Source organism: Maricaulis sp. CAU 1757 (genome assembly GCF_054482675.1).
The window spans coordinates 1252691-1270347 of the sequence record NZ_JBTLRI010000001.1; the positions used below are offsets into that span (position 1 = coordinate 1252691).

Annotated in this window: 17 protein-coding genes; 13 read left to right on the forward strand and 4 right to left on the reverse strand. The window is 67.6% G+C overall.

Going from position 1 to position 17657, the window contains the following annotated elements; genetic code table 11:
* Positions 1–111 precede the first annotated feature (111 nt).
* The 9 genes from rpmI to ACXYMR_RS05925 all read left to right on the forward strand — a co-directional run bounded on the left by rpmI (position 112) and on the right by ACXYMR_RS05925 (position 8670).
* Entirely contained in the window at positions 112–312 is a 201-nt protein-coding gene (rpmI, locus tag ACXYMR_RS05885) for a 50S ribosomal protein L35 (protein ID WP_458941830.1), read from the forward strand.
* A 28-nt stretch (positions 313–340) separates the two neighbouring features.
* Entirely contained in the window at positions 341–697 is a 357-nt protein-coding gene (rplT, locus tag ACXYMR_RS05890) for a 50S ribosomal protein L20 (protein ID WP_458941832.1), read from the forward strand.
* Between the two features lie 229 nt (positions 698–926).
* On the forward strand, positions 927–1322 hold the full coding sequence (locus ACXYMR_RS05895) for an endonuclease domain-containing protein (protein ID WP_458941833.1): 396 nt from the start codon (positions 927–929) through the stop codon (positions 1320–1322).
* Positions 1323–1548: 226 nt separating this feature from the next.
* Positions 1549–2631, forward strand: a complete 1083-nt coding sequence (pheS, locus tag ACXYMR_RS05900) for a phenylalanine--tRNA ligase subunit alpha (protein WP_458941834.1) — start codon at positions 1549–1551, stop codon at positions 2629–2631.
* A complete protein-coding gene (locus tag ACXYMR_RS05905) occupies positions 2631–3242 on the forward strand; it encodes a hypothetical protein (protein WP_458941835.1) in 612 nt (203 codons plus the stop codon). Before pheS ends, ACXYMR_RS05905 begins: the two co-directional genes overlap by 1 nt.
* Positions 3239–3838: a hypothetical protein gene (locus ACXYMR_RS05910; protein ID WP_458941836.1), complete on the forward strand. Its 600-nt coding sequence runs from the start codon at positions 3239–3241 to the stop codon at positions 3836–3838. The genes ACXYMR_RS05905 and ACXYMR_RS05910 overlap by 4 nt, the downstream gene beginning before the upstream one ends.
* Positions 3835–6234: a phenylalanine--tRNA ligase subunit beta gene (gene pheT / locus ACXYMR_RS05915; RefSeq protein WP_458941838.1), complete on the forward strand. Its 2400-nt coding sequence runs from the start codon at positions 3835–3837 to the stop codon at positions 6232–6234. Before ACXYMR_RS05910 ends, pheT begins: the two co-directional genes overlap by 4 nt.
* Before the next feature lie 203 nt (positions 6235–6437).
* On the forward strand, positions 6438–7946 hold the full coding sequence (locus ACXYMR_RS05920; protein ID WP_458941839.1) for a peptidoglycan-binding protein: 1509 nt from the start codon (positions 6438–6440) through the stop codon (positions 7944–7946).
* Positions 7947–7986: 40 nt separating this feature from the next.
* On the forward strand, positions 7987–8670 hold the full coding sequence (locus ACXYMR_RS05925; protein WP_458941840.1) for a hypothetical protein: 684 nt from the start codon (positions 7987–7989) through the stop codon (positions 8668–8670).
* Between the two features lie 29 nt (positions 8671–8699).
* Here the strand turns inward: ACXYMR_RS05925 and ACXYMR_RS05930 are convergent, their stop codons facing one another.
* The 3 genes from ACXYMR_RS05930 to ACXYMR_RS05940 are packed head-to-tail and all read right to left on the reverse strand — an operon-like array spanning position 8700 to position 10335.
* Positions 8700–9149, reverse strand: coding sequence for a hypothetical protein (locus tag ACXYMR_RS05930; RefSeq protein ID WP_458941841.1), 450 nt, complete (start codon positions 9147–9149; stop codon positions 8700–8702).
* Between the two features lie 56 nt (positions 9150–9205).
* Positions 9206–9745, reverse strand: a complete 540-nt coding sequence (locus ACXYMR_RS05935) for a GNAT family N-acetyltransferase (protein WP_458941842.1) — start codon at positions 9743–9745, stop codon at positions 9206–9208.
* A complete protein-coding gene (locus tag ACXYMR_RS05940; protein ID WP_458941843.1) occupies positions 9745–10335 on the reverse strand; it encodes a DUF1134 domain-containing protein in 591 nt (196 codons plus the stop codon). Before ACXYMR_RS05940 ends, ACXYMR_RS05935 begins: the two co-directional genes overlap by 1 nt.
* Positions 10336–10431: 96 nt before the next feature.
* Here ACXYMR_RS05940 and ACXYMR_RS05945 point away from each other — a divergent pair, with 96 nt between their 5' ends.
* The gene (locus ACXYMR_RS05945) at positions 10432–11799 is read left to right on the forward strand and encodes a flavin monoamine oxidase family protein (protein WP_458941844.1); all 1368 of its coding nucleotides are present in this window, start codon (positions 10432–10434) and stop codon (positions 11797–11799) included.
* Positions 11799–12965, forward strand: a complete 1167-nt coding sequence (locus ACXYMR_RS05950) for a C69 family dipeptidase (RefSeq protein ID WP_458941845.1) — start codon at positions 11799–11801, stop codon at positions 12963–12965. Before ACXYMR_RS05945 ends, ACXYMR_RS05950 begins: the two co-directional genes overlap by 1 nt.
* Here ACXYMR_RS05950 and ACXYMR_RS05955 read toward each other — a convergent pair.
* Positions 12917–14041 carry a nitrilase-related carbon-nitrogen hydrolase gene (locus ACXYMR_RS05955; RefSeq protein ID WP_458941846.1) on the reverse strand — a complete coding sequence of 375 codons (1125 nt, stop codon included), beginning with the start codon at positions 14039–14041 and terminating at the stop codon, positions 12917–12919. The two genes, ACXYMR_RS05950 and ACXYMR_RS05955, sit on opposite strands and share 49 nt — an antisense overlap.
* A 319-nt stretch (positions 14042–14360) precedes the next feature.
* On the opposite strand from ACXYMR_RS05955, the gene ACXYMR_RS05960 reads away from it, so the two are divergent.
* Together ACXYMR_RS05960 and ACXYMR_RS05965 are read left to right on the forward strand one after the other, a co-directional pair.
* Positions 14361–16475, forward strand: a complete 2115-nt coding sequence (locus tag ACXYMR_RS05960; RefSeq protein WP_458941931.1) for a M3 family metallopeptidase — start codon at positions 14361–14363, stop codon at positions 16473–16475.
* A 92-nt stretch (positions 16476–16567) separates the two neighbouring features.
* Complete coding sequence (locus tag ACXYMR_RS05965) at positions 16568–17644, forward strand: aromatic ring-hydroxylating oxygenase subunit alpha (protein ID WP_458941847.1); 1077 nt, start codon at positions 16568–16570, stop codon at positions 17642–17644.
* Positions 17645–17657: the final 13 nt, after the last annotated feature.

Here is a 17657-nt window from a genome sequence, read left to right on the forward strand (position 1 = left end):
CGCGTATAACGCCCGCTCTTTGAAACACCAGTCGCCCGGGCCCAATTCGACATGCCCGCCGGCTGCACCATCCACCGGCCCGTTACTCACGGGCCCGCACAGGAGATGAAAATGTCGAAGATGAAGACCAAGAGCGGCGCCAAGAAGCGCTTCAAGCTCACCGCCTCGGGCAAGGTAAAAGCCGGCCAGGCCGGCAAGCGTCACGGCATGATCAAGCGGACCAACAAGCAGATCCGCAACAAGCGCGGCACCACGGTGCTGACGCCGCAAGATGCCAAGATCGTCAAGAAATACCTCCCGAACGGCCTTTAGGCCGCTGGCACCGAGTTAGGAGCACACCATGTCTCGAGTTACATCCGGACCGGCGACCCAGAAGCGCCACAAGAAAGTCATCAAAGCTGCGAAGGGCTATTACGGCCGTCGCAAGAACACCTTCCGCGCCGCCGTCCAGGCCGTGGAGAAGGCCGGCCAGTACGCTTATCGCGACCGCCGCGCCAAGAAGCGCAATTTCCGCTCGCTGTGGATCCAGCGCATCAATGCCGGTGCCCGCATGCACGGCATGACCTACGCCACCTTCATGAACGGCCTCAACAAGGCCGGCATCGAGGTCGACCGCAAGGTCCTGGCCGACATCGCAGCCCGCGAGCCGGAAGCCTTCAAGGCACTGGTCGACCAGGCCCAGGACGCGCTGGCGTAAGGCTGGTTGCACTGATGTTTGAAGAGGCCCGCTGACGCAAGTCGGCGGGCCTTTTTCTTGGCCACTGGCGCGGCCGCCCCTCATCCGGCCCGGATCGGGTCGTGGTCACCTTCTCCCGGGGGAGAACGGGTGTGCGCCCGCTCACACAAAACTCGCAGGACCGCCGGTTATTCTCGCCCCCAAACCTCCCTCTCCCTTGGGAGAGGGATCGAGGGAGAGGGGGGAGGCAATGTCCTCGCCGGAAAGGGTCCGTCACAAAAATCTCGGACGTGCGCGCGCGATGCGAAGGCGCCAGACGCCAGCCGAAGCGCGTCTGTGGTCTCGCTTGCGCAACGGTCATCTCATGGGAGTCAAATTCCGGCGACAAGTCCCCATCGGACCGTTCATCGTCGACTTCTGCTCGCGTCGCGCGCGCTTGATCGTGGAGGCAGATGGAGGACAGCACGGTGAGCAAGAGGAGGCTGATGAGGCACGCACCGCGTTTCTGGAAGCGCGCGGTTATACGGTCTTGCGCTTCTGGAACCACATGATCCTTCGTGAGACGGATGCCGTCATGGAGGTCATTGCCGAAGCAACCTACTGGGGCGTGCACCCTGAGAACCCGGTGAACCGCTCCGACATCTAGTTCTGCTGGCATCAGGAATTCCCCCCTCATCCGCCCCTTCGGGGCACCTTCTCCCCAGGGAGAAGGGGTGTGCCATACGCGCCAAACCTCCCTCTCCCTCGGAGAGGGATCGAGGGAGAGGGGTGAGGCGAGGTGTCACCCGGAAAAGATCCGCCACCGCCACTCCCGGTCGACAGCCCCCAGCCCAGCCGTTAAATGCAATCCCGACCGACAGGGACGACACCACATGACCGACACATCCGAACTCGACGCCCTCGAGACCGAGATCCGCCAGCAGATTGACGCCGCGACCGACGAAGCCGCGCTGGATGCCGTGCGCGTGGCCGCGCTTGGCAAGAAAGGCTCGGTGTCGCTGATGATGCGCGGGCTGGGCAAGATGAGCCCGGAAGAGCGCCAGGTCATGGGGCCGGCACTCAACGGTCTGAAGACCCGGCTCAACGATGCCGTCGAGGCGCGTAAGAGCGAACTGGAAAACGCCGCGCTCGAGGCCGCGCTGGCCTCGGAGACGGTCGACGTCACCCTGCCGGTGCGCCCGGAGCCGACCGGCTCGCTGCACCCGATCACCCAGGTCATGGAAGAACTGGCGGTGATCTTCGCCGACATGGGCTTCGCCGTTGCCGAGGGCCCGGACGTCGAGGACGACTTCCACAATTTCACCGCCCTGAACTTCCCGCCCGGCCACCCGGCGCGCGACACCCAGGACACCTTCTTCATGCAGCCGGACGCGGAGGGGAATCGCAAGGTCCTGCGCACCCACACCTCGCCGGTGCAGATCCGCACCATGCTCGAGGGCAACACCCCGATCCGCATCATCGCGCCGGGCCGGGTCTATCGCTGCGACTGGGACCAGACCCACACGCCGATGTTCCACCAGGTCGAGGGCCTGGTGATCGACAAGGAGACCCATATGGGTCACCTCAAGGGCGTGCTCCTGGACTTCATTGCCGCCTTCTTCGAGACCGACCAGGTGGAAGCCCGCTTCCGCCCGCACCACTTCCCCTTCACCGAACCGTCGGCCGAGATGGACGTGCGCTATGAGCGCGTCGGCGACGCCGTCAAGGTCGGCTCCGGTGACAGCTGGATGGAGATTCTCGGCTGCGGCATGGTGCACCCGAACGTGATCCGCAATTGCGGTCTCGACCCGGACGAGTACCAGGGCTTCGCCTTCGGCATGGGCGTCGATCGCCTCGCCATGCTGAAATATGGCGCGCCGGACCTGCGCGACTTCTTCAATTCCGACACCCGATGGCTGGCCCATTACGGCTTCTCGCCGCTCTTGCAGGCCAATCTGGCGACCGGGCTGAGCTGATGCGCGGCTGGCGGCCCCGTTTCGAGACGGTCGGGTCGATCGCCGCCATCGTGGTCGGCATCGCCGCGCTCGTCATTGGCTGGGAAGAGGCCCGCAATTCGCGCGCCATCCGGTTGGCCAATGCGCTGCCAATTCTCCAGACCGGAATTGGCGTCAGCGGCGATGATGAACATGGTCATGTCACGGTTCATCTGAACAATGCCGGCGAGGGCACGGCGCTGATCCGCAGTGCTGCGCTGGTCCGCGGGGACGCGGTTTTGGCGGACCGGGATGCCCTGGATGCCTTTTTCGGTCCCGAGCTGGCCTTGGTCGATGCCTCGCTGACCCTGAACCGGGTCGAGCTGGCCCCCCTTCCGCCCGGCGGTTCAATGCGGGCATTGCGGCTGTCCTGGGCGCGCGACGAGGACAGCTCTGCTGCCCTGGCCGACCTGTTCCTTCAGCTCGCCGCCGGATCGGCCCGTCTCGACGTGTGCTTCTGTGATGTGTACGAGCGCTGTTGGGAAACCCGCGCCGACGATTTCCCCGCCTCGGTCAACGAGTGCCCGGCACCGACCGGCTTTCCGCTCCAGTTCGCCGCCGCGCCCGTGGCCGGTGCCGGGGACTTGCCATGAAATGGCTGGCCCGCCATCACCAGGTCATCACCGCTGTCGGCGCCATGCTGGTCGGCCTGGCGGCGCTGTTTGTCGCCTGGGACCAGGCCCGCGTGATGCGGGCCCAGCAGCACGGCGCGGTCTATCCGGCGCTGCAGGTCGACGGTTTCATCACCACGCGCGAGGGCGAGATCAGTTTCGGCGTGCGGGTCGCCAATAGCGGCGTCGGCCCGGCCATCGTCGAGGAAGTCCGGGTGCTGCGCGACGGCGCCGAGGCCGACGATCTGAGCCAGTTGTTCGCGGTGCTGCCGGACGGCTACAGCCAGTCCTGGTCGTCGATGAATGGCCGTATCATCGCGCCGGGCGACGAGGTCATCCCGATCGAGGTCGACCTTGACCCGGCCAGCCTGACGCCGGCTGAACGCCAGGCCTTCCAGGCCGAGTGGCGACGCTGGAGCGTTGAGTTCTGTTACTGCTCGGTATTCGATCGCTGCTGGCGCAACGCCACGTCCTGGACCGAGCGGCCGCGCCCGGTCGGGCGCTGTGAGCGCCCCGAGCAGGACCTGTTTGAAAATCTCGGCATCGCGCCCCAACCGGGCGAGGAGACCCCGCAATGAAATTCCCGCTTTCCTGGCTGAAATACCATCTCGAGACCGACGCCTCGCTCGACCAGATCGCTGACGCCATGACCATGGCCGGGCTGGAGATCGAGCATATCGACAACCCGCTCGAGAAGTTTGCCGAGTTCTCCGTCTGTCACGTCATCGAGGCGGTCCAGCACCCCGACGCCGACAAGTTGAAGGTCTGCAAGGTGGCGACGAAGGACGGCGAGAAGCAGATTGTCTGCGGCGCGCCCAATGCGCGCACCGGCATGTATGCCGTCTACGCCCCGCTGGGTACCTGGATTCCCGGCCTCGACTTCGCCCTCGACAAGAAGCCGCGCAAGATCCGCGGCGTCGAGAGTTACGGCATGATGTGCTCGTCCAAGGAGCTTGAGCTCGGCGACGACCATGATGGTATCATCGACCTGCACGGCAGCTGGGAGGTCGGCACCCCGGCCGTGGTGGCGCTCGGCCAGGACGACCCGGTGATCGATTTCGAGGTCACCCCCAACCGCCCCGACTGGCTCGGCGTTCGCGGCATCGCCCGTGATCTCGCCGCCACCGGCATCGGTACTTTGAAGCCGCTGCACGACGAGCCGATCCCCGGCCGCTTCGACTGTCCGGTCGACATCGAGCTGGACTGGGACGAGGCTTGCCCGGTGTTCGCCGGCCGTGTCATCCGCAATGTCCACAATGTCGAGAGCCCGGACTGGCTCAAGAAGGCCCTGACCGCGATCGGCCTCAAGCCCAAGAACGCGCTGGCCGATGTCACCAATCTGATCTCCTACGATCGCTGCCGCCCGCTGCACGTGTACGACCTCGACAAGCTGGAAGGCACCATCCGCGCCCGCCGCGGCCGCGGCGAGGCCGACCGCTTCGAGGCGCTCGACGGCAAGGAATACGAGCCGACCGGGGACATGTGCGTGATCGCCGACGACGCCCGTGCGCTGGGCCTCGGCGGCATCATGGGAGGCGCATATTCCGGCGTCACCTCGACCACCCGCAACGTGTTCATCGAGAGCGCCTGGTTCGACCCCTCGATCACCCGCGCCACCGGCAAGGCGACCGGCATAGACAGCGATGCCAAATACCGCTTCGAGCGGGGCGTCGACCCGCAATCGGTCGAGGAAGGCATCCACTACGCCACCCGCCTGATCGAGCAGATCTGCGGCGGCGAGCCGTCCCACATCCTCATTGCCGGTGCGCCGCCCGCGCCGCCCGCCGATATCGAGTTTCCGCTCGCCGAGGTGAAGCGCCTGACCGGTCTCGACCTGCCGCGTGCCGAGATCGTGCGTATCCTGGAGACCCTCGGTTTCGCGCCGAAGGGCGAGGGCGACGTGCTCACCGTCGGCGTGCCGTCCTGGCGCATGGACTGTACCCAGAAGGCCGACCTGGTCGAAGAGGTCGCGCGCATCCATGGCTTCGACAAGCTCGACGCGGTGTCACTGTCACGGCCGCCGGTGCGCCGCGAGGCGCCGGCCACGCTGATGCAGCTTCGCGCCCGCCATGCCCGCCGGGCCCTGGCCGGCCGCGGCTATGCCGAGGCGGTGACCTGGTCGTTCTGCAACAAGAGCGAAGCCGAGCTGTTCGGCGGCGCCGGGCCGGGCCTGGAGCTGGAGAACCCGATCTCCTCCGAGCTCGACGTGATGCGCCCGACGGCGCTGGTCCACCTGCTCAAGGCGCTGCAGTCCAACGCCGATCGCGGCCGCGAGGATGCCCGCCTGTTCGAGGTTGGCCCGGTCTACCTCGATGACAGTCCCGAGGGCCAGAAACTGGTCGCCACCGGCGTCCGCCGCGTCACCGCACCGCGCCACTGGGCCGGCACCCGCCAGCCCGACCTGTTCGACGCCAAGGCCGATGCCATGGCGGTGTTGGCCGCTGCCGGAGCGCCGGTCGACAGCCTGCAAGTGGCCGCTGAGGCCCGCGAATGGTGGCATCCGGGCCGTTCCGGCGTGGTCCGCCTGGGCCCGAAGAATGTCATGGCCGAGTTCGGCGAGATCCACCCCGGCATCCTCAAGGCGCTCGATATTGACGGTCGCGTGGTCGCCTTCGAGGTGGTGCTCGACGCCGTGCCCCAGCCGCGCCGCTCCGGCGGCCTCAAGGCGAAACCGCAACTGCAGCGCGCAGAGCTCAACCCGCTATCGCGCGATTTCGCGTTTCTGGTCGACAAATCAGTCGCCTCCGACGCGGTCGTGCGTGCCGCCAAGGGGACCGACAAGGCGCTGGTTGCCGATGTCCGCGTGTTCGACGTGTATGACGGGAAGGGTGTTCCGAAGGGCCAGGTCTCGATCGCCATCGAGGTGGTTCTGCAACCGAGCGAGAAAACCCTGACCGACGAGGACATCGAAACGCTGTCGAAAAAGCTCGTCGACAAGGTCGAGAAAGCCACGAAAGGCACGCTCAGGACCTGACACAGTCCAGAATAACGCGCGGCGGGACAGCCGGTTCCCGCCGCGCGGCCAATTCCGGCCGATTCTCGCAACATTTTGATCGCTCAGTAAAATTCTCGTAAGAATTGAGCGAAAAATGGCCGAATCCCCCCTCAGGCGTATGGCCTCGGGGCGCCCGCGACGCTACCATGGTTAATCAAGGTTAACCGCGCGCCAGGTCGCCCATGTCCCATCGTGTCCCGATATTGATCGAGCGGCTCGCAGCCGTGCTCGCCCAGGCCGCCGCTATCGGCTTCGTCCTGATCGGTCTCGTGGCGCTGCTGGGGTTCACCCATTCCCAGGCTTTCAAGGCCGGCCAGTGCTCAACCGCGGATTGCGATGTCAATGACCGTCTGGCCTGGTGGCCGGGCAGCGGCGATACCGGCCCGCAGCTGGTGGCCGGCGGCGTCACCGCCCGCACCGGCGCCCAGGCCAGCACCGCCTACCAGCCCGACCCGCCACCCCCGACCGGCCCCTCGGCCCTCAACCGCGTCACTGCCGGACCCGGCCAGGGCCAGTATCCCTACGGTCAGACTGCCTACGCCCAGCCCGGCTATGGCCAGGCCGATCCGGCCGGCAGCTACCCGACCCAGGAACAGCCCTACGGCGCGCAGTACAATTCCCCCACCTATGGCGCCCCCGGTTACGGGCAGGGTGGCTACGGCCAGCCCGGCTATGGCAACCAGTATCCGCCAGCCGGCTATCCCGCCCGGCCCGGCTGGAATGTCACCCCCGGTGACAGTATCTGCCGGCCCAGCGCCAGCGATCCGGAGGGCGTCGACGTGGCCCGCTGCTGGCTGCGTGTCGGTGACGCCTACCAGGCCGTCAACCGCATCGACGAGGCGCGCGACGCCTGGGACGAGGCGCTCTACGTCGGCTCGTCCTCGGGCGGGACACAGGCCTCGCTCGTCGCCCACCACCGCATGCAGGCCGCTGTGCTCGAGCGTTCCTGCCCGACCAGTCCGCAAAGCCTGGCCCGCATCGCCTACGGGTTCAGCCAGAATGCCGATGACGGCGACATCATCGCCCTGACCGACCGGCAGCGTTCGCTGGCAGCGCTGGGTTATTACACCGGTGAGATCGACGGTTCCTACGGCACCATGACGCGCCGCTCGGTCCGCGACTTCCAGGGCGATATGGGCTTCGACCAGACCGGCGCCCTGACCGCCCAGCAGACCGTCACCCTGATCTGCCACGCCGCCCTGACCGCGCGCGATGCCTACTCCCAGAACATCCTCGGCATCATGTTCGCCACCGGCCTGGGTGTGGAGCAGAATATCGATGTTGCCCTGGAATGGCTGGAAACCGCTGCCAATCGCGATCACGGCGGCGCCAATTTCAATCTCGCCCTGATCTACGGCACCGGCACGGTGCAGGGCAGCTACCGGCTGTGCGGCATCGTGGAAAGCCCTGAGCGCGCCGACGCCTATCTGCGCCGGGCCGCCGAGACCGGCCATGCCCGCGCCGAACAGCTGCGCCGCTATATCGGCACGCGCGGCGATCGCGGCGACCATTGGGGCGACTTGTCCAACCGCCTGCTCGAACAGGCCGAGGAAACCGGCGATCGCTTCTATCTCGCCTGGCAGCGCCGGGTCGAGGAGATCCGCACCCAGAACGGCCAGACCTCCGGGCAGCCCGGCTGCTACCAGGCCGCTTTCGACCCCCGCAACCCCGCCTATGGCGGCAGTGACTGATTCCGCCCGGCCCGCCGGCCGGCCAGAGAGGAATGATGTGATGACGAAGCGCAATCCCAAGACCCGTGGCGGCCTGCTCGCCGTCCTGGCACCAAGCCTTCTGCTCGGGGCCTGCGCCACTACCCATTATCCGCCGGTCGCCCACGGGCCCTACGTGCCGCCGCCCCCGCTCGATACCGTGTCACCGGCGGTCCGGATGTGTGCCGTCGACACCCTGGCCGAACAGCGCCTTGCCATGCTCGACGAGGCCCATCGCTACCGCGTCGCCCTGGGCGCCCACCCGGATCCGTATTCGCGTGTCGCCGATACCGAGACCCAGGAGCTGATCGCGGCCTTCGAGACCGATCTCGACGCTTCCTACCGGTTTGCCACCTCGTCCTGCCGGACGTGGAATCGCTGCCTGGAGGAAAACCGTTTCAACGAGGCGGCCTGTCGTGACTCGGCGGCCATGTGGCGCGACGGCCAGGACCGCTTCCACGCCCTGTCCGGCGATCTCGCCGTGATCCGCGAACGCATCGCCCTGGTGTGCGACGATTGCGCCGGCCCGGCCCATGGCTATGCCCGCCCGCACTACGGCCCCGGGCATCGCTATTACGATACCGACTACCGCCACCGCCGCGACAGCCATGGCCATCGTCGCGCCCGCAATGAGGACGACCTGCTGGGCTCCGTGTTCTCAACCGATGAAGGGCATGACAGCTCCTACCATGACGGCCATCACTGAGCCGTCACGCGCACGATCTGCGCGCTGCCCTAGCCGTCCGGCGTAAAGGTCAGGGTGACCTGTTCAGGCAGCAGGAGATCGTGCACCCAGTCGCCCGGTGTGCGCGTCCATACCACCCGGACATCGGCGACGCTGCGCCCGTCCGAGGTGCCGGCCCACTGCACCCGTTCATTGTTCGCGATCCGGTAGTCACTGGCGAAGGCGACCGTGCCGCCGCTTTCGGACAGCAGGTAGGGGCCGGATTCCGTCTCTCCTCGTGCTGTCCAGACCAGATGTCCCTCTCGGAAGGACAGCGTCCCGGCGACACTGAGCAGCCCGGCCACTCCTTGGGCCCGGATGCGACCCGGCACCACCAGCCCGTCGAGGCTTGTCACGGGCGCCTGCTCTGCGGCTTCCTGCGGCATCGACAGGGCGCCCGGCGCAGGCGCTGCAACGCATGTGGAGGCGACGGCCAGGGCTGTGATCGCTGGATGGGTCATGCCGTGAGTATACCCGCAGACGAACCTGACACCAATTTCCGGCCCGGTGCGCCGGTTCAGTGGCCTGCGGCTTCGTCTTCCGCGACCTCGAAAGCGGGGTGGTAATGCACCTGTGCCGGCCCTGTCAGGTCGGCCGCTGCTTGCAGCCGGACCACCTGGAAGGCGTCGCCCGCCTTGCCGTCCGGATCGGCCGACCAGCTCCACTCGTGCGCCGAGGCCGGCTCGAAGCCGAAGCGCGCGTAGAAATCCGGCTCGCCGACCAGGACGCACCACGGTGCCCCGAGCGGTCGCAGATAGTCCAGCGCCGCCTCGACCAGAGCGCTGCCAATGCCGCGCCCGCGGTAATCGGGGAGCACGGCCAGTGGCCCCAGGCCGAGCCCGTGCCGGATGGTGATGAAGGCCGAGACGGCACTCACCGGCGAAATCATCACCTCACCGACAATCTGCCCGTCGGAGTCCGCCACCAGTTCCAGCGTGTCTGCGTCGGCGGCGCGCAAACTGGTCACCAGCCGGGCTTCGGTCGGCCCGGGGAAGGCCGCCTTCAGCAGCCGGTCGATGCCGTCATGGTCGTCCTCGTCGGCGGCGCGGATCTGCATCAGAACGGAATCCAGGAACGTTCGCGGGAATAGGCCAGATAGCCGATATTGGCCCCGGCCCGCAGGCCCACGCCCGAGCGCATCGGGGCCAGGGTGATGTCATCGGCGCGCTGGTAGTTCACGCCCATTCCGGCCACGAAATAGGCGCTGCCCTCGACGCCGGGGAAACGCTGGAAGAGGCGGTCCGTGTCACGCAGGTTATAGACCAGCACGAAGACCCGGCTGGCATTGCCGCCGGCATCGAACCCCAGGGACGGCCCGCGCCAGTACACCTTCTCGCGCTCACCGGATTTCATGGTCAGCCAGCCTTCACCATAACGCAGGCCGACGCCGGCGGCCCCGGCCACTTCCTCGCCGGCGATATAGCCCACAGGACGTCCCAGGTCGGCGAAGACCCGTTCCGTGGCGCTGGCGGCGGCTTCCGCGGTAACTCCGAAGAAATCGGCCACCGCGTCGGCCACTTCTTCCTGGGTATAGCCGTCGACCGAGCTGGAATACCGGCTCGGCTGGCCATACTCGGGCTGGGCCCGGGAGGCGCAGCCGGCGAGGGCGAGCGACAGGATGATCAGGGCGGGCAGGGCAACACGCATGGACGCACTCCTCGGCTTCGTGTTCGATAGTGTCGGGATGGATTAGCACAACCGATTGCGGCGAGACAGCGGCAGACCGGTGGATGCGGGGGTAGCGTGACAGCCAGCAGGATTGATCAGTGTGATGTCGTGGTCATTGGAGCCGGCCTGTCCGGGCTGCACGCCGCAGAGCGCCTGTCGGCGGATTATGATGTGCGCGTTCTGGAAGCCCGCGACCGGGTCGGCGGCCGCGCCATGGCCCACACCTTTGCCAATGGCGACAGCGTCGACGTCGGCGGCCAGTGGGTCGGCCCCGGCCAGGACCGGCTTTATGCCCTGCTGGCCGAGAATGGTTTTGCCACCTATCCGCTGTGGGATCATGGCGACCGGCTGATCCGCTCCGGCAACCGGCTGCGCCGCTATCGGGGCACCATTCCGGCCTTGCCGCCACACGTGCTGGTCAATCTCCACTGGATGATGCGGCGCTTTGAAAGCCTCGCCTCCCAGATCGACCCGGCAGCGCCCTGGGCCCATTCCCGAGCGGCGGAGTGGGACCGCCAGACTCTCGCCGAGTGGATGCGCAAGCACGCCCTGTCACGCCGGGCCGAGGCCATGTTTGCCGTTGGCATCGGCGCCGTCTTCGCCGCCGAGCCGCATGAGCTCTCCTTGCTGCATGCCCTGTTCTACGCCCGCGCCGGAACTTCGCTCGACAATCTGCTGGCGACCACCGGCGGGGCCCAGCAGGACCGCGTGCACGGCAATATGGCCGGACTCGCCGAACACCTCGCGGGCGCGCTCGGCGACCGCGTCACGCTCGGCGCGCCAGTGCGCACCCTGCGCTGGGGCGAGGGCCGGGTCGAGGCGGTCACCGATCACGGCGTGGTCAGCGCCCGCCGCGCCATTCTCGCCCTGCCGCCGAACCAGGCCCTGCGCATCCGGTTCGACCCGGAACTGCCGGCTGACCGCGCCGGCCTGTGGATGCGCATGGCGCCGGGCGCCTGCATCAAGTGCGTGGTCCAGTACGAGACCCCGTTCTGGCGCCGGCAGGGGCTCGCCGGCCAGGCCGTCGGCACCGACCTCCCGGTTCGCGTCACCTTTGACAACAGCGAGGCCGGCAAGGACGCCGGCCTGCTTCTGGCCTTCATCGAGGGGGATCATGCCCGGGCCTGGTCGGCCCGCCCGCCGGCCGAGCGCCGCGCGGCCGTGCTTGACTCCCTGGCTGCCTATTTCGGTGATGCGGCTCGGGAGCCGATCGACTATGTCGACCAGGACTGGACTGCCGAGGACTGGTCGCGCGGTTGCTATGCCGCCCTCATGCCGCCCGGCGTGTGGACCCGCTTCGGACCGGTCCTGCGCCAGCCAATGGGGCCTGTGCACATGGCCGGCACCGAGACTGCGCGCCGGTATTACGGCTATTTTGACGGTGCCCTGGAAGCGGCCGACCGCGCCGTCGCCGAGATACGACAAGCCCTGGAGACAGCCTGATGTGTGACACCCTCGTCCTGCGCGACCCTGGCGGTGCGTGGCTGGCCAAGAATTCCGACCGCGAACCCGGCGAGGTCCAGCGCGTCGAATTCCATCCGGCGGTGAGTGGCGACAGCACTTCGCGCCTCGCCTGCACCCATGTCGAGATCGACCAGGTGCCCGACCGCCATGGTGTGCTGCTGTGTCGTCCCGACTGGATGTGGGGCGCCGAGATGGGCGTCAACGATGCCGGTGTGGCGATCGGCAATGAGGCGGTGTTCTCAAAGCGAGTCCTGCGCCGCGGCGCCGCCCTCCTGGGCATGGACCTGGTCCGTCTTGCACTGGAACGCGCTGCCAGCGCCGAAGCCGCCACCGCCACCATCACCGGACTCCTCGAAACGCACGGGCAGGGCGGTCCGGCGGGCCACCGCAACAAGTCCTTCCGCTACGACAATTCCTACCTCGTGGCCGACGCCGACTCCGCCTTCGTGCTGGAAACCTGCGGCCGCGACTGGCTGGTCCGCTCAGTGCGCGACAGCGCCGCCCTGTCCAACACCTACACGCTCGACGGCCCGGTCGATATGGCCTCGGAGGGCGCGCCGGAGGCCGGTTTCGCTCACTTGGAAACCCGGCTTCACCCGTGGATCGGCGCCGCCCGCCACCGCCTTGCCTGGTCGCGCGCAGGCCTGGCAGCGCTGCAGCGCGAGGGCGCCGACTTTGCCTCGATCGCCGAGCTGCTGCGCATGCATGCCCGCGGCGACGGCTTCGTCGGCGGGTCAAACCGTGATCTCTGCCTGCACGCCGGTCGCCGAGGCCTCGCCCGCCGGCTGCGGCCCAGCCACACCACCAACACGCTGATCGTCCGTCTCGAGCGCGGCCAGGCCCCGCGCATCGCCGTCACCGGCACGCCGACCCCCTGCGTCTCCCTGCTGCGCCCGGTCGACCTGTCCCCGGGCTGGAGCGTGATGCGCGAGGATCTCTGGTCCGAAGGCGCGGCGCGCGACCGGGTGCTGGCCAACAATCCGCTGACCCGTTTCGACCTGCGCAACAAGATCGACGCCGCCGAGGCGCACATCCTGCCGCTGATCGCCGCCGGCCGGCCGGAGGAGGCCGAGGCGCTGGTCGCCGCCTGGGATGATCAGGAGTTCGACAGCGCCAGCACGCTGATGGCGGCCCCGTACGGCTGACCCGCCTGCCAGCTCCGCTTCCGGTCGACCAGTATATTGCCGCCGTCAGAGCCCATCTCCCACAAGGACCCGCGCAGGAAGGCGGTCGCCCCGTGCCGCGCCCCGCTGCTCGCCAGTCGCCCGCCCAGCGCATGGCGCCGCCAGGCTTCCCCTTCGCTGATCTGTCCCGCCACATCCGGCGAAACGTCCTGCGGCCAGCCCGTGACATACCCCGCCCAGGGCGCGTCCCACACCTCGTCCGCCTGCAGGAAGGCCGGTACCGCCACGAGTTCGGCCCCACCTGCCGCCAGGCGTTGATAGACATCCGGGTGCCAGCTGTCGGCGCACACCAATACCCCGAGCCGCCCGGCCGGGGTGTCGAACACGGGCAGGTCCGCGACGGTCGCAGCGGCCGTGAACCCGGCCTCGCTGGGGATGGGGTGGACCTTGCGAACCAGCTGGTCATCAATGCGCCCGTCGGCGTGGAAGACCGCCGAGACATTGTAGAGTGGCCCGTCGCCGGCCTGCAGCACGCCGTTCTCCACGCGCGGCTCCGGCAGCACGATCGATCCCGCCACCACGGTCACGCGATAGCGCTCCGCCAGGGCGGAAAACACCGCCTGGTAGTCGCGGGCCATGACGTCTGCCTCCATGCGGAACAGGGCCGCGGCCATGCGGTCCCGCTCCGACGAGGCCAGCCAGGCCGTCGCGAAGCGGACCGGCGACGCCGCCGCCAGCCAGGCCATCGCTTCGCTGCTCGTCCGGGCTGTGAAACTGCGCCGCGGTGCGCCGGTCGCCACCAGCCAGGTCCCGATATGCTCGGGAAAAACCACAACCGATCCCGGCACCAGTGCTCCGGCGTTCAGCGCCGTTGCCATATAGCGGTCCAGGTGCCCCATCAGATGGGCCGGGCTCTGGTAATGCCGCTCGCTCATCCATGGCTGGATGGCCACCAGGAAAGGCCCGTCTCCGCTCACCCGCACCGGCTCCGCCAGGCGCAGTCGCGGGTCCACCGCGACGTCGCCCGCGCCGGTCACCGCGCGCCAGACCAGCACCGCTACCAGGCCCGCAAGGACTGCCAGGATCCACCTTTTCATGCCGCCCCTCCGGTCTCCCGCGTCCACTCTGGGGTGGCCGGCACGCCCGATCAAGCAGGCCCGCGCCGGACCCACTGCACGGCAGGGGGAACAAGATGGTGAAAACTTCATTTTGGAAGGGAGCGCACAATCGATAGGTTGGGCGCAAATGCCTATGGGGAGCTATCATATGCGCAATTTCCTGATGATTTCCGCCAGCGCCACGGCGCTGTTCGCGGCCGCCTGTTCACCGTCCGACGAGGCTGACGACGCCGCCGCCACGGACGCCACGGAGGTCGAGATGACCGACACCGCCACTGAAGAGCGTTCCGAGTTCTACATGGCCGAAGCCGACATCCAGGCGGCCATGGAGAGCAATCCGCTGCTCGCCGAATGGACCGGCCCCTATGGCGGCGTGCCGAATTTCGACACCGCCTCGCTCGACGATCTCGTCCCGGCCCTGGAAGCCGGCATGGCCGCCAATCTCGCCGAGATCGACGCCATCGTCGCCACTGAGGAGGCGCCGACCTTTGAGAACACCATCGTCGCCATGGAACGCGCCGGCGAGCCGCTTGGCCGCGTGTTCTCCTACTGGGGCATCTGGTCGTCCAACATGTCGACGCCGGAATTCCGCGAGATCGAGTCCGAGATGGCGCCGCGCCTGTCCGCCTTCTTCTCCGAGATCACCCAGAATCCCGAGCTGTTCGCCCGCGTCCGCGCCGTCTACGAAGGCGACGAGATGGCCAGCCTGAGCCCGGAGCAGCAGCGCCTTGTCCAGCTGACCTACGACAATTTCGCCCGCAACGGCGCCACGCTGGAAGGCGAGGCGGCCGAGCGCTATGCCGAGATCAACCAGCGCCTCGCCGAGCTGCACACGCAATTCTCCAACAACGTCCTGCACGACGAGGAGAACTACGTCACCTATATCAGCGAGGACCAGCTCTCCGGCCTGCCGGAAAGCTTCGTCGAGGCGGCTGCTAGCGCCGCCGCGTCGCGCGACCGTGCCGGCGAGTACGCGATCACCAATACGCGCTCCTCGATGGACCCCTTCCTGACCTTCTCCGACGAGCGCGATCTGCGCGAGCAGGTCTGGCGCACCTATTACGACCGCGGCGACAATGGCGACGACTACGACAACAACGCCATCATCATGGAAATCCTCGAACTCCGCGACGAGCGGGTCGAGCTGCTGGGCTATGACAATTACGCCCAGTGGCGCCTGGAGAACCGCATGGCCGGCACGCCGGAACGCGCCATGGAACTGATGGAAGGCGTGTGGGAAGCCGCCATCGCCCGCATCGACGAGGAAGTCGCCGACATGCAGGCCCTGGCCGACGCGCGCGGCGACGACATCACCATCGAGCCCTGGGACTACCGTTACTACGCCGAGAAGGTGCGTCAGGACCGCTATGACCTCGACAGTGACGAGGTGAAGCAATACCTGCAGCTCGACAACCTGCGCGAAGGCATGTTCTACGTCGCCGGCGAGCTGTTCGGCTTCGATTTCCGGCCGCTGCCGGAAGGCGAGGTCTCGGTCTGGCATCCCTCGGTCAAGGTCTGGGAAGTCACCGACCGGACCAGCGGCGACAATGTCGGCCTGTGGTATCTCGATCCCTTCGCCCGCCAGGGCAAGCGCTCGGGCGCCTGGGCCAATTCCTTCCGCTCGCACACCACCATCAATGGCGAGGAAAACGTCCTGGCCACCAATAATTCCAACTTCATCGAGGGGGCTCCGGGCGAGCCTGTCCTGGTCAGCTGGGACGACGCCACGACCTTCTTCCACGAGTTCGGCCACGCCCTGCACTACCTGTCCTCGCAGGTCGACTATCCGAGCCTCAACAGTGGCGTGCGCGACTACACCGAATTCCAGTCGCAGCTGCTGGAGCGCTGGGTCCTGACCGAGCCGATGATCGAGAACTACCTGGTTCACGTCGAGACCGGCGAGCCGATCCCGGCCGAGCTGGTCGAGCGCATCCGCGCCGCCGAGAACTTCAACCAGGGCTTCGCCACCGGCGAATACCTGGCCTCGGCCCTGGTCGACATGAAGCTGCACACCACGCCGCCGGAAGAGATCGGCGACCCCGACACCTTCGAGCGCGAAACGCTCGACGCGCTGGGCATGCCGGACGAGATCGTGATGCGTCACCGCACCCCGCATTTCGGCCACATCTTCTCCGGCGAGGGCTATTCGGCCGGCTATTACGGCTACATGTGGGCCGACGTGCTGACCTCCGACGCCGCCGAGGCCTTCGCCGAGGCGCCGGACGGCTTCTATGACAGCGAAGTCGCCGAGCGCATGGTGCTCAACCTGTTCGCGCCGATGAACTCGATCGACCCGGCCGAGGCCTACCGGAATTTCCGCGGTCGCGACGCCGACGTCTCCGCCCTGATGCGGGATCGCGGCTTCCCGGTCACCGGCGAAAGCGACACCGAGACGGAGGAGGGCGGCGAATAGGACCGGCCGTTCCCTCGAGCGATCAAGGCCGGCGGGGCACCCCGTCGGCCTTTTTCATTGGCAGGACCGGCGGCCGGGTCTAGCGTCGCCGCATGGACGATCTTGCCCGCGCGCCCGCCACCGGATCTGCCGACCCCAAACGCCCGCTCAAACAGGCGCGGGCCCTCGATCCGGCGCGCTATGTCGGCGCCGGCGCGCTCGAATTCGACCAGCGTGACATCCTCGCCCGCGGCTGGCAGGTGGTGGCCCCGGCCAGCGCGCTGGCACAGCCGGGCGACCATGTGGTGCGCGAGATCGGCGGCGTGCCCGTCCTGCTGGTTCGCAATGATGCCGGCTGCATCAACGGCTTCCTCAATATCTGCCGCCATCGCGCCGGCCCGCTGGCCCTGTGTGACGGCCGCGGCGCGAAGCGCCTGCGCTGCGCCTATCATGGCTGGGCCTATGACCTGGACGGGCAATTGCGCACGGCGCCGGAAATGCAGGACGCCGACGGTTTTGATCACCGCGACATCGCCCTCGAGCGCATCGAGGTGGAGCTGTGGGGCGGCCTTGCCTTCGCCCGCACGCGGCCCGGCCCGGCGCTGGCCGAGACCCTGGACGGCCTCGACGCCATTGCCGACCCCGCCCACCTGTCAGGCCTGGCCCATCACCACAGCCGTAGCTATGACGTCGCGTGCAACTGGAAGGTCTATGTCGACAACTATCTGGAGGGCTATCACCTGCCCTTCGTGCATCCCGATCTCACCCAGGTGGTGTCCTATCCGGAGTACAAGACCGAGCTGAACCGCTTCTGGTCGCTGCAGCGCTCGCCGATCGAGGCGGAAAGCGATGCCTATGCGGCCGGTGAGGCTCTGTATGTCTTCATCTACCCCAACACCATGCTCAACATCCTGCCCGGCCGCATGCAGACCAACCGCGTGCTGGCCAACGGCCCGGACGCCTGCCGCGTGGAGTTCGATTTCTACTATGCCGACGGCGCCGCCGGGCGGGCCGCGGCAGACGATGCCTTTTCCGACCGCGTCCAGGAGGAAGACCGCCTGATCTGCGAACATGTCCAGAAGGGCCTTGCATCAGGGTCATACCGGCCGGGGCGCCTGTCGCCGCACCAGGAGGCCGGGGTCTGGCATTGGCACAATCTGTTGCGCGACGCCTATGGCGAGGGCGCCTAGACTTTCACTCCGG